We start from the raw sequence: 12,837 nt of genomic DNA on the forward strand, positions 1-12,837 counted from the left end.
CCTGCGCACGGCGCTGCGGCACGTGGCCGAGGTGGGCGGGCATGTCGTGGTCGACCTGAGCCGGGTGCACATCATCGACTCGACCGGCCTCGGTCTGCTCGTGCGCGCCCACCGTGACGCCCGGGAACGGGGTGTCACGCTCTGCCTCGCCGCGCCGTCGCGATTCATCCGCACCGTCCTGCACACCATGCGTCTGGACGGGGCCTTCCCGATCTTCGACAGCCGCGACCACGCCCTCGCCGAACTCTCCGACGGTGGCGGGAGGCCGCTCCCCGAGGGGCACGCGGTGGCCGTCCCCCGTTGAGGGAACGGGGGCGAGGCGACCGGGTGGCGAGCATGTTTCATGCTGGAGTAATGATTCGTTTCGTACTGAATGTGCTGTGGCTCGTCTTCGGCGGTGGCCTCGTGCTGGCGGTCGGCTACGGCATCGCCGCGCTGATCTGCTTCGTCCTGGTCATCACCATCCCGTTCGGCGTCGCCTCGCTGCGCCTCGCGGTCTACTCGCTGTGGCCCTTCGGCCGCACCCTGGTGCCCAAGCCGGGCGTGGGCGTCGGCTCCGGCCTGGCGAACATCCTCTGGGTGGTGCTGGCCGGCTGGTGGCTCGCGCTCTCGCACATCCTCGCGGGCATCGCCCTCTGCGTGACGATCATCGGGATCCCGTTCGGCATCGCCAACTTCAAGCTCGTACCGGCGGCGTTCTGGCCGCTCGGCCGTGAGGTCGTCGACGCGCCGTGACCCGGCATCACGTTATCCACTTACAGCGGGCGAGTCCCCCGGGCTGACGACGATCCGTCGTTCAGACGGGGGAAGTCAGGTCGGCCGCGTCGGTACATCATGAAGCGATGACCATACGCGCGCGAACCGTGGGCTGGGTGGCAGCCGTCATCGGCGGGCTGGCACTGCTCGGGCTGGGTGTGCTCTTCGTGACCCTCGGCTTGGACCAGTCGGACAAGGTCGCCAGCGTGACTGGCGCGTTCTCCGCCCTGCTCGGTCTCCCACTCTCGGTGTACGGCATTGTGCTCGCCCGCCGAAACGTCAGTGGACAGCCAGCCACGGAGAGTGCCCGGAAAGTGTCCGATCCTGCGAGTCCGGCCCTTGGTCTGCACCAGCAGATCCACGCCGGACGGGACGCCTACACAGCGGGCGGTGACCAGCATTTCGGGTCCGGTGGCCCCGGAGCGGGACGGTGAGACAGCTGACGCCAGCGAACGATGGGTTACACGCCGGACGGGACGCGTACGTCGCCGGGCGCGATCAGCACTTCTATGGCGTCGACGGTCCGCCATTCGCAGTCGAGCCCTATCGCCGTGCAAGCGCCCCTGAGTTGGCAGAGCTGATTGAGCTGCGGGCACAGCCAAGCAAGTTACTCAATGCCCGCCGGCAGGTAATTCCGTTCACCGGTCGGGTTTTGGAGCTCGACGAGATCCGGACTTGGCGCGACGGCCCTGGCCGGCATGGGGTGTGGCTGATCCACGCTGCGGGTGGGCAGGGCAAGACCCGGCTCGCCAACCAGGCTGCCGAGGAGGCAGTCGACGCGGGTTGGGCGGTGACGGTCGCGCGGCACCGTTCGGAGAACCCTGGCTTCGGGCAGCCGATGGCGGTGGCCGATGAGCAGCCACTACTGATGGTGGTGGACTACGCCGAACGGTGGCCGCAGCACGACCTGCACACCTTGCTGCACCGCCACTCGGGCCGTGCCGGTCAGCTGAGGATGCTCTTGCTGTCCCGTTCGATCGACTGGTGGGCACCCTTCGACGCCGAATGCGACGACCTGGGCATCAGCGCGCGGAGCCCTCGGGAACTGCCCGCGCTCGCCGGTCCGGAGGCCGATCGCCGGGTGCTGTTCGAGGCGGCCTGCCGGCGCTTCGCAGAGGTCTACCGGCTGACGGAGCGGAGGACTCTGGAGCCCGCCGGTCGGCTCACCGACCATCTTTACGGACTGACGTTGGGGCTGCACATGGCGGCTCTCGCTGCGGTCGACGCGCAGGCGAACAGTCAAGAACCGCCGCAGCGGTCGGCGGATCTCTCGCAATACCTGCTCGACCGCGAGCGACGGTATTGGAGTCGGCTGTACGGCGAGGACGCCACCACGACGACCGCACGCATCGTCTTCATCGCGGGGCTGTGTGGACCTCAGCGCCCGGCTGACGCGAGGGACATGCTGGTGCGGACCGGCCTGCCCGAGGCGGCGCAACTCAGCGCCCAGCGCCTGTTGGATCGTCACGCCCGCTGCTACCCGCCCGCGGATGCGGATTCCGCTCTGGAACCGTTGTACCCGGATCGGCTGACCGAGGACTTCATCGCACTGACCCTGACCGGTGGTGCGTTCGGCGGCCATACCGATCCTTGGTCCACCGAACTCATCACCACCACAACCGTCGACGAGCAACGGATAACCCGACATCACCCTGGACCACTCTTCAAGCGCGACGGTGCGCATCGCCCGCCCAGACACGTTGGTCGGGCATTGACGTTCCTCGCGGCTGCCGCCACTCGCTGGGACCACGTGGCGGAGAGGCTACGAAACCTGCTCAACGCCGATCCCGCCCTGGCCGTTGACGCCGGAAGTACCGCACTTCTAGCGGTCACACCGCATCTCGAGGCAGACCTAGCGAGAGCGATCACCTTCCACTTGCCCGAGCGCAGCATCGACCTCGACCCTGCGTCAGCGGTTCTCACCGAACGTCTTGTCGCCCTGACCACGGCTGGTGCCGCAGCCAATGAGCAGGCCGAGCTCCACGTCATTCTCTCCTGCCGCCTGAGCAACGCTGGGCGCCACACGGAAGCTGTCGTCGCGGCACGGAAGGCGACGGATCTCTACCGGCGAATGGCAGAGTTACACCCCGATACCTACCTGCCGCACCTGGCCGGGTCGCTCAACAACCTCGGGGTTTTCGTATCAAATCTGGGCCGCTACGAGGAGGCCCTGGGCCTGACCCGAGAAGCAGCCACCATCTATGGACAGCTCACCGAGACAGACCCCGCCGCACATGCTCGGAATTTCGCCGCGTCCCTTAACAATCTTGGCACTCGCCTCGCGGATCTGGGACGGCGCGAGGAAGCGCTCACCCCCACTCAGCAGGCCGTGAACATCCAGCGATACCTTGCCAAGACCAATCCCACGATCCCTCAGCTGCCTGACCTGGCCGGGGCACTGGACAACCTCGGCACCTGCCTGGCGGCATTGGGCCATCCAGAGGAAGCTCTCGCGGCGACGCAGGAGGCCGTCACATACTTTCGCCAGCTGGTCGAAATTGATCCTCCCGCCCACCTACCAAGCCTCGCCTTGTCGCTGAGCAACCTTGGCAATCTTCTCGCCGCACTGGGACGCCGCGAGGATGCGCTCAGCCAAACTCAGGAGGCCGTGCACCTCCGACGGCAGCTGGCCGAAACCAACCCCGCCGCCTACCTGCCGGACCTGGCCGGGTCGCTGACCAACCTCGGCATCCGCCTTTCCGAGTTGAAACGGTGCGAGGAGGCGCTCACTCCCACCCAGCAGGCCATGCACATCCGACGGCAGCTCGCCGAAACCAACCCCGCCGCCCATCTGCCGGACCTGGCCAGGTCGCTGACCAACCTCGGGGTATTTCTTTGGCAGGTAGGACGCTACGAGGAAGCTCTCACCCCCATGAAGGAGGCCACCACCGCACTTCGACGGCTGGCCGAAACCAACCCTGCGGCCTACCTACCCGATCTTGCTATATCGCTGAGCAACCTCGGTCTGGGCCTCGCGCGTGGGAGCCCGCGGCAAAAAGCTGTGGTTGCGGCACAAGAAGCCCTGATGCTCAGCCAACAGCTGGCCCAGACCAACCAGGCTGCCCACCTGCCCGGCCTCGCTCAGACACTGTGGGCACATGCTCGGGTCTGCCTGATGACCAGCCAGAACCTGAGGACGGCGCTCACCCACATCGACGACGCAATCGGCATCTACCAACGCCTGGCGACGCGCTTGCCAGCATCGTTCGACCACCCGCTCTGGTCTGCCTGCCATACACGCGCGGATGTTCTTGATGCTCTGGGCCGCCACGACGAGGCGTCCGAGCTGCGCCGGAACCTGACCTCGTCCGGTGAAGTCTGACCCGACCACCATCGACCGGCATCTGGTCGTTGTCCAGAGCGCCGGTGGAGGTCATGGCGGAGGCCGAGCCGGTCATCCGGGGCGTGCTCCCCGGCGCGAACGTGCCCACCTCCATTCGCGGCAACGGGCTTCCCGTCGTCCACGGCTCGGCCGCCGACCTGCCGTCGATCCTCGACACCTGGCTCGCCGACCACGCCGAAGGAATCGCGTGCGTCATCGGCGACCCGACCTTCCCGCCGACGTCCCGGGTCCGGTCACTGAGCCCGGAGCAGGCCAAGGGCCTCGAATTCGACCTGGTCGTCCTCGTCGACCCGCAAGCGTTCGGCAGCGGCATCTCAGGGGCGGTCGACCGTTACGTCGCGATGACCCGGGCCACCCAGCAACTCGTGCTCCTGACCAGCAGCTGAGCGCGTGCCGGCCGGATCCGGGGACGACCGGGGCGATGTCGCTCTCCGACCCCTCTCAGCGATGACGGGGGCCGAATCAGCGTGGCGTTTCGCCGGCTCGACCGGTACCGTCGCGCTCTTCGGCCGCCGCGCGCCGCCGGAGTCCGCGAAGGCGCATCTGCATGACGCAACCCACGCCCGCACGGCGTCGACTCGACGCCGCCCTTGCCCATCTCGCCGCCACCTTCGGTGGCATGACGGCCCACCCCGACGACGGCAACTGCGAGTGCCACTGGGGCAGCGCCGAGGAACTTGCCCTGCTCAAGACCCCGGACGTCGAGCTGGACCCGGATCTGCTGCGCCGTACCTACTCGGCCGGCGACTGGGATTTTCCCGCGGCCATGCTGCGCCGGATCCTGCCCCAACTCGCCACGGCATTGGTCAACGGCGAGGTGGAGCGTCTGAGCAGCATGGACCATGCGGGGCATGCGTTCGCGCGCGGTCGCTGGCAGGAGTGGCCCGCCGAGCAGTCGACGGCGATCCGCGAGTTCCTGGACGCCTGGTGGGTCGTCACGCTCACCGACCCAGACGCCGAGGTGCCGGCACACGCGGTGCTGGCCATGCTCGTGGAAGCCTGTGGCGTCCTCGACCGCTGGCTCGGCGTCTGGGCGACGGAGAACGGTCCGGTGGCGAACCGACGGCTCGCCGCGGCTTTCGGAGAGTGGGATTACGACCTGCTCTGCGATGAGCTGCCGTGGAGCACCTGGACGTTGACGGACGACGTCAAGGAGATCCTCCGTGCGGAGCTCACCGCATGGCTGCTCCAGCACGCCCCGGCCCGGCTGCGGACGGTCGACACCGACCCGGAACTACTGCACCGGATCAGGCTGCTCGGCATCCCGGACCCGGCCCGCTTTGACGACCCGCACTGGCCGACCTACACCCACTGACCGGGCCGCAACTGCTGCTCAACCCGGCCGGGCGGTTACGGCGGCCAGGTGTTCGCGGACGGTGCGGAGCGCAGGTCGGTCCAGGTCCGCGCCACGAAGTAAGCACCCGGTCTGACCCCGCGACCGATCAGGGCCGCCTGAAGGCGGCCCTGATCGGTCGCCGCAACTAGCTGCCGAGCGTGACGTGCAGGATTCTCTCGTTGCTGTTGTTCGGGGTGCTGTCCTTGTCACCGACGTTGGTGGTGGTCAGCCACAGCCCCCCGTCCGGAGCCGGCTCCACCGTCCGCAGCCGGCCGTAGGTGCCACTGAAGTACGTCTGCACGTTCGTCAGGCTGCTGCCGCTGATCACCGCGCGGTACATCCGAGCGCCTCGGGCGCAGGCCACGTAGAGCGCGTCGCGGACGATCGTGATGCCCGAACAGGACCCTTCGGCAGTCGGGTACGTGCGCGCCGGCGCGATGAACCCGGCCGTACCGCAGGTGCCGCTGGTGCCCTCACAGGCCGGCCAGCCGTAGTTTCCACCCTTGGTGATCAGGTTGGTCTCGTCCATCACCGAGTTACCGAACTCCTGCTCCCACAGCCGGCCCTGCGAGTCGAACGCCAGCCCCTGCGGGTTGCGGTGGCCGTAGCTCCACACGTAGTTGCCGAACGGGTTGTCCGAGGGGACGGTGCCGTCCGGGTTGAGTCGCAGAATCTTGCCTTCGAGGCTGGACCGGTCCTGGGCGTAGTTGCCGTTCTGGGCGTCGCCGGTGCTGGCGTACAGCTTGCCGTCCGGGCCGAACCGCAGGCGACCGCCGTCGTGGTACTTGTTACGCCGGATGCCGCTGAGCAGGACCTGCTCGCTGGCGGTGTTGAGTCGCCCGTTCTCCAGCCTGATCCGGACGATGCGGTTGTCGCTCGGCGAGGTGTGCATGATGTAGAGCCAACGGTCGCTGGCGTAGCTGGCCGAGATGGCGAGCCCCAACAGGCCACCCTCACCGTCGGTGCTCTGCACGTTCGGCACCGTGCCGAGGTTGGTCTTGGCCCCGGTGCTCGGGTTGAGCTGGATGATGTCGTGCGCGTCGCGGCGGTTGTAGAGCACGCTGCCGTCGGGCAACGTCACCAGACCCCACGGGATGTCGGTGTCGGTGGTGACCTGCCGCACCCCGCACACCGGGTTGGCGCACGCCGCACCGGTGGTCACCGTCACCGTGGCACTGCGCGACGAGGCGTTGTCCTGAGCGTCCCGAGCTACCACGTAGTACTGGTAGGAGGTGTTCGCCGTCAGGCCGCTGTCGGTGAACGTGGTCGCCGGCGGCGCGCCGGTGACAGTGCCCACCTTCGTGCCGGCCCGGTAGATGTCGTACGCCCGCACACCGATGTTGTCGGTCGACGCGGTCCAGCGCAGCGTCACGGTGGTGCCCGACGTGGTGCCGGTGAGCTGTTGCGGCGCGGTGGGCGGCTGACTGTCGGCCTGGCAGGGCGGCGGTGTGATCGAGACGGTGGCGCTCGCCTGCGAGACGTTGCCGGCGGCGTCGCGGGCGTTGACGTACAGACCCCAGGTCGCCCCGGCCACCACGGTCAGGTTGGTGGAGAGCGTCGTACCGCTCACCGACGTCATCAACTGGCCGTCGTGGTAGATGTCGTAGAAGGCCACCGCGACGTTGTCCGTCGAGGCGTTCCACGCGAACGTCACCGAGTTGCAGGTCAGGCCGCTGACCCGTGGGCTGCCCGGCGCCGTCGGCGGCTGGCTGTCGGCGCTGCCGAAGGACGTCGTCCACCGTTGGTTGGACTGCCCGTTGCAGGTCCAGAGACCGACTGTGGTGCTGTTGGCGGTGCCGGCGCCGTTCACGTCCAGGCACAGGCCGGACTGGACGCCGACGATCGTCCCCGAGGTGGTGGTCCGCCAGCGTTGGTTCGCCCCACCGGTGCAGTTGTTGATCTGCAGGGCGGCCGGCGCGGTGGTGTCCTGACCGACCACGTCCAGGCACATCGTGTCGTCGTAGACCCGCAGCTCACCACTTGAGGTGAAGGTCCACGCCTGATTGGCCTGGCCATTGCAGTCGTAGATGTTGATGCCGGCACCGGCGGTCCTGACGTTGCCGACCACGTCCAGGCAACGACCGCTGGCCACGCCCACGACTGTCGACGGCGCCGCGGCGGACGCCGGCACACCGACGGCCAGGCTCAGCAGCGTCACCGCCGCCATCGCCACCGGCAACAGCCGTCGTCGTGGGCGTCGTGGGTTGCTCAGTGCGACGACTCGCATCAGTCCTCCAGGCTCAGGGCATCGACCGGCCCACCCAGACGACGAAGCGCCCGACCACGCCGAACAAGCACATCGACCATCAAAGATGCATTCGTCGCACAAGTCAAACGATGTCCCTCGATCGGGGGCATACCTGCCCACCATCGGTGCACCCGTCCTCCTCCTCAGGTCGTAAGCGCATTGCCGTCTCGCGCCAGATGGCTCGGGGCGGTCACTCGAACAGGCTTGTTCCAAGGCATCGGGTGACGCCGTACGGACCTGCTCCGGACACCCGTTCGCCAGGAAAGGCACTGGCAGACGATGCGCTCTCTTTCCCTTCTCGCCCCCGCTGCACCCCGACCGGTCGTCCGACTCGGCGCGGTGCTCCTGACCACTGTCGCCATCGCTGTCAGCGCCGCTGGCTGCGGCGCGGCGCAGCACGACCCCGCACCGCCCATCGACGCTCCGGCGGCACCGGCCGCCGCGAGCGGGGCGGGTTCCGCCCTGACCGACACCGACGTCAACGCCTGGCTCGACGGCCTGCTGCCGGCCGCCCTCGACCGTAGCGGCATCGCGGGAGCCACTGTCGCCGTCGTGAACGACGGCAAGATCCTTACAACCCGGGGGTACGGGTACGCCGACACCGGGTCCGGCGGGAACGCCGGCGTACCGGTCGACCCGGACCGCCATCTGTTCCGGATGGGATCGGTGTCGAAGCTCGTCACCGCCACCGCGGTGCTGCAACTCGTGCAGGACGGAAAGCTCGACCTCGACACCGACGTCAGGACGTACCTCGACTTCGAACTGCCTCTCCGCCACGAGCGGGCCGTCACCCTGCGGCACCTGCTGACGCACACCGCCGGGTTCGAGGAGCGGATCGCCGGCCTCATCGGCACCGACGGCAGCGACCTCAACCTGCGCAAGGCCCTGATGACCGACCCACCGGAGCAGATCTACCAGCCCGGCACCGTCCCCGCGTACTCCAACTACAGCAACGCGCTCGCCGGCTACATCGTCGAACGCGTCAGCGCAACGCGCTTCGAGGAGTACGTCCAACGCAACGTCCTGGACCGCGCGGGCATGCCGTCGTCGACCTTCGAGCAGCCCCTCCCGGCGGCGCTGCGCGACCGGATGTCCAACGGGTACGACACCTCCGCCGGGCCTGCCGTGCCGTTCGAGATCGTCGGCACGCCCCCGCCCGGTGCGCTGAGCGCCCCGGCGACGGACATGGCGCGATTCATGCTCGCCCAGCTCGGCGAGCCGGTGGGCTTCGCGCCCCTGCTGGACCAACCGACCCGTGAGCTGATGCAGCGGCCGGCACTCGACGCGACGTCGTTGGGCACGCTGGCCGACGGGCCCCGGATGACCCTCGGATTCTTCACCGAGAACCGCAACGGCCACCGGATCCTCGGCCACGGCGGCGACACCAAGTACTTCCACTCGCACCTGCAGATCTACCCCGACGACCGCGCCGGGATCTTCCTGTCCCTCAACAGCAACGGCTCCGGCGCCCTCGACAGCCACGAGCTTCGCGATTCGGTAGTGAACGGCTTCGCCGACCGCTACTTCCCCGCCCGCGACGACCAGCAGACCGTCGGCGTGGACCCGGCGACCACCGCCGAGCACGCCGCGCTGGCCGCCGGCACCTACGAGTCCTCGCGAGCGATCGGGAGCAACTTCCTGACGGCGATCGGCCTGGTCGGTCGGACCACTGTCAGCGTTGCCGACGGCGACCGGTTGCTGCTGGACCCGGGCCCGCTGTCGAACTCTCCCGCCCTCTACGAGGAGGTGGCGCCCTGGGTCTGGCGCGAGGTCGACGGGCAGCGCACGATCGCCATGCGGGCGACCGACGACCGGGTCGAGGCGATCAGTTTCGACTCCGCGTTCGCGTTGCTGCCCGTCGAGCCGGCCCGCGCCTCCGCCGTGGCCGTCCCGGTGCTGGCCCTGTCCACCGTCGTGCTGCTGCTCGCCGTGCTGTCCTGGCCGGTCGGGGCGATCGTCCGCCGTCGGCTCGGGCGCGCTGCCCGGGAACGGACGGGGCGCACCGCGCGGATCCTGAGCCGCCTCGCCGTCGCCGGCACGCTGCTCGCGTTCGCCGGTTGGGTGCTGACCATCGGCAGCATCATGAGCCTCCAGGACGTGCCCGGGCCCGCCCTGCGCACCATCCAGGTGCTGCAACTGCTCGGCCTGCTCGGAGTGCTGCCCGCCGCCGTCCGGCTCGTCGACGACGTGCGACGCCACGTCGGCTGGCGGCGGATCACCGGCAGCGGCCTGATCCTGTTCGCTCTCGCCGGAGCGGGCTGGTTCGCCGTGGAGTTCCACCTGCTCGCGCCTAGCATCTCCTACTGACCCGCCCGACCCGGGACGATCCGGAGCAAGGATGCGCACCCCATGAGGGACCACGTCGACACCGAACCCGGCACACCGCGACTGACGAAGTGGCTCGACGGACGGCTCACCCGGCTCGGGGTGAACGGCGTGTTCCACCGGGACTGCCTGCTGGCCGCGGCGCTGACCGTCCTGACGTTCGTACTGCTCACCGCGCTGTTCTGGTTCGTGGCACCGGAAGATGGGGTGTCGTTCGACCCGGCGCGGGCCTGGCTGCTCGTCGCCATCTGCTGCGCGCAGGCGATGCTGCTGTGCCTGCGTCGGGTCCGGCCACTGCTCTGCCTCGCGCTCGTCGTCGGCCTTCAACTGCCCATCATCGGCTTCTCCCTGCCGGAGGCGACCATCCGGGGCCTCGCACCGTTCGTCGCGGCGTACACGGTCGGGTCGTTGCTGCCGGTTCGCCGTGCGCTGCTGGCCGTCGGCGCGGTCGTGGTGGTGGAGTCGATCGGGGCGGCCGTCGTGGTGACCCCGGATCTGCTGACGGCCATCGCGTACGTCTCGGCGAGCGCCCTCACCTACGCCGGCGCGACCTTCGTCGGCGGCTACGTGGCCACCTACCGACGCTACGTGGAGTTGGTCCGGGTGCGGGCGGACGAGGCGATCCGGGAGCAGCACACGAAGGTCCAGGCGGCGATCGGCGCGGAGCGTTCCCGGATGGCCCGGGAGTTGCACGACGTGGCCGCGCACCACCTCTCCGGCATGGTCGTGCAGGCGGCGGCGGTCGAGCGGCTGATCGACCGGGACCCGGCGGCCGCGAAGGCCGGTGTGGCCTGGATCCGTAGCCAGGGCAAGGAGACCCTGGACAACCTGCGGCTGGTCGTCGGTGTGCTGCGCGGCAGACCGGGGCACGAGGGCGGCGACGGTGCTGCTCCGGTGCCGGGGCTGGGCATGCTCGACGACCTCGTCCGCACCGCGGGCAACCTCGCCGGCCCGGTGGAGTTCGTCCGGGAGGGCGAGCAGCGCGAGGTGCCGCCGATCGCCGACGTCGCGCTCTACCGGATCGCGCAGGAGTCGCTCAGCAACGCACGCCAGCACGCCCCGGGCGCTGCGGCGCGGGTGGTGCTCCGCTTCGAGCCCCGCTCGGTGTCCCTGGAGGTGGTGAACGAACCTGCCGCGCCGCGACGCGTACCGGCGGCACGCACCGGTGGCGTCGGCCTGGTGGGCATGCGTGAGCGGGCCCAGCTGATCGGGGCCACGTTCACCGCCGGCCCGACGGCGGCCGGTGGCTGGTCGGTCGCCGCGACCCTCCCGACGAACGGTCCTGCCACATCGCGTCCGAAGGAAGAGGCCCCGGCATGATCAGAGTGATGCTCGTGGACGACCAGGCAGTGGTCCGCGCCGGCTTTCGCGTCATCCTGGAGCAGGCCGGCGAGATAGAGGTCGTGGCCGAGGCGTCGAACGGGTCCACCGCCATCGAGCTGGCCCGCCGGCTGCAACCTGACGTCATCTGCATGGACGTCCGGATGCCGCACGGCGACGGGCTCACCGCGACCCGGCAGATCGTCGCCGAGGCGAGCGGAACGCCACCGGCGGTGCTGGTCGTGACGACCTTCGACCTCGACGAGTACGTCTTCGGCGCGTTGGAGTCCGGCGCCAGCGGGTTCATCCTCAAGGACTGTGAGCCCGACGAGCTGATCGAGGCGATCCGTCGCCTGGCGAGCGGGTACGGGCTCGTCGACCAGGCCGTCACCCATCGGGTGATCTCCGAGTTCGCCAGGCGTACACCCGCTCCCCGCTCGGACGCGGCGGCGGCGCACCAGTTGACCGCGCGGGAGACCGAGATCGTGGAGTTGCTCGCGCAGGGCCTGTCGAACGTCGAGATCGCCGAGCGGCTCTTCATCGAGACCAGCACCGTCAAGTCGCACCTCGGGCGCGCCATGACCAAGATCGGCGTACGGGACCGGCTACAGACCGTCGTGTGGGCGTACCAGAACGGGGTGGTCCACCGGTGACAGCGCCCCTGGTCCGCTGCCCGGCGGCGGCGGGTCGACCCGCAGTCGAGAGTGGACATTGTCGGAGTACGATCCGGGTCGTACCGCTGTGGTGACCTCCAGCTGACGACCCCTCGATAGGAGCCTGGCATGGCCGGCCCGGACCCCGAACTCGCCGCGAAGCTTCAGCCCGACGTGCCGCACGCGGCACGGATCTGGAACTACTGGATGGGCGGCAAGGACAACTTCCAGTCCGACCGGGCGGCCGGCGACGCTGTCGCCGAGGTCTACCCGGAGATCGTCCTCATGGCACAGCAGTCCCGTGTCTTCCTGGTGCGGGCGGTGCGTTACCTCGCGGCCGAAGCGGGCATCCGGCAGTTCCTGGACATCGGCACCGGTCTACCCAGCATGCAGAACACGCACGCGGTCGCCCAGGGCATCGCGCCCGACTCCCGCATCGTCTACGTGGACAACGACCCGATGGTGCTGGTGCACGCGCGGGCGTTGCTGGCCAGCACGACGTCGGAGGGTGTCACCACCTACGTTCCGGCCGACTACCACGACCCGGAGAAGATCCTCGCCGAGGCGGCGCAGACGCTCGACTTCAGTCAGCCCATCGCCGTGATGTACATGGGCGTGATGGGCTACGAGCCGGACCTTGCCGAGGTGCGGTCGATCGTCGAGCGGACGATGGCCGCGATGCCGTCCGGCAGCTACCTCGTGCTCTGGGACGGCACCGACACCAGCCCCGCCGTGGTCGCCGGTGCCGAACGGCTGGCACAGAGCGGTGGAGTGCCGTACATCCTGCGCAGCCCGGAGGAGCTCGACACCTGCTTCGCCGGGTTGACCAAGGTGGAGCCCGGCCTGGTGCCGATCC

Annotated in this window: 10 protein-coding genes and 1 pseudogene; 10 read left to right on the top strand and 1 reads right to left on the bottom strand. The window is 69.2% G+C overall.

Going from position 1 to position 12,837, the window contains the following annotated elements; genetic code table 11:
* The 6 genes and pseudogenes from ABZ749_RS16440 to ABZ749_RS16465 form a co-directional block, all read left to right on the top strand.
* Positions 1-304 (top strand): STAS domain-containing protein (locus ABZ749_RS16440; RefSeq protein ID WP_357228434.1); only part of this gene is annotated, 304 nt, incomplete at its 5' end.
* A gap of 50 nt (positions 305-354) precedes the next feature.
* Positions 355-735: a YccF domain-containing protein gene (locus ABZ749_RS16445; RefSeq protein WP_357228436.1), complete on the top strand. Its 381-nt coding sequence runs from the start codon at positions 355-357 to the stop codon at positions 733-735.
* A 107-nt stretch (positions 736-842) separates the two neighbouring features.
* Complete coding sequence (locus ABZ749_RS16450) at positions 843-1,190, top strand: hypothetical protein (protein WP_357228439.1); 348 nt, start codon at positions 843-845, stop codon at positions 1,188-1,190.
* A complete protein-coding gene (locus ABZ749_RS16455) occupies positions 1,187-4,078 on the top strand; it encodes a tetratricopeptide repeat protein (RefSeq protein ID WP_357228442.1) in 2,892 nt (963 codons plus the stop codon). Before ABZ749_RS16450 ends, ABZ749_RS16455 begins: the two co-directional genes overlap by 4 nt.
* Positions 4,079-4,113: 35 nt before the next feature.
* A pseudogene (locus tag ABZ749_RS16460) lies at positions 4,114-4,485 on the top strand (ATP-binding domain-containing protein); the annotation flags it as partial.
* A gap of 161 nt (positions 4,486-4,646) precedes the next feature.
* Positions 4,647-5,414: a hypothetical protein gene (locus ABZ749_RS16465; protein WP_357228445.1), complete on the top strand. Its 768-nt coding sequence runs from the start codon at positions 4,647-4,649 to the stop codon at positions 5,412-5,414.
* A gap of 166 nt (positions 5,415-5,580) precedes the next feature.
* Here the strand turns inward: ABZ749_RS16465 and ABZ749_RS16470 are convergent, their stop codons facing one another.
* Positions 5,581-7,662, bottom strand: coding sequence for a PQQ-dependent sugar dehydrogenase (locus tag ABZ749_RS16470; protein WP_357228447.1), 2,082 nt, complete (start codon positions 7,660-7,662; stop codon positions 5,581-5,583).
* Positions 7,663-7,962: 300 nt separating this feature from the next.
* Here ABZ749_RS16470 and ABZ749_RS16475 point away from each other — a divergent pair, with 300 nt between their 5' ends.
* The 4 genes from ABZ749_RS16475 to ABZ749_RS16490 form a co-directional block, all read left to right on the top strand.
* A complete protein-coding gene (locus ABZ749_RS16475) occupies positions 7,963-9,990 on the top strand; it encodes a serine hydrolase domain-containing protein (RefSeq protein ID WP_357228450.1) in 2,028 nt (675 codons plus the stop codon).
* Between the two features lie 42 nt (positions 9,991-10,032).
* Positions 10,033-11,328, top strand: a complete 1,296-nt coding sequence (locus ABZ749_RS16480; protein ID WP_357228453.1) for a histidine kinase — start codon at positions 10,033-10,035, stop codon at positions 11,326-11,328.
* Positions 11,325-11,981, top strand: coding sequence for a response regulator transcription factor (locus ABZ749_RS16485; protein ID WP_357228456.1), 657 nt, complete (start codon positions 11,325-11,327; stop codon positions 11,979-11,981). Before ABZ749_RS16480 ends, ABZ749_RS16485 begins: the two co-directional genes overlap by 4 nt.
* A 129-nt stretch (positions 11,982-12,110) precedes the next feature.
* A partial coding sequence (locus tag ABZ749_RS16490) for an SAM-dependent methyltransferase (RefSeq protein ID WP_357228458.1) occupies positions 12,111-12,837 on the top strand: 727 nt, incomplete at its 3' end.

The sequence above is a fragment of the Micromonospora sp. NPDC047753 genome (assembly GCF_040642735.1).
In the GTDB taxonomy this organism is placed as follows: Bacteria; Actinomycetota; Actinomycetes; order Mycobacteriales; family Micromonosporaceae; genus Micromonospora.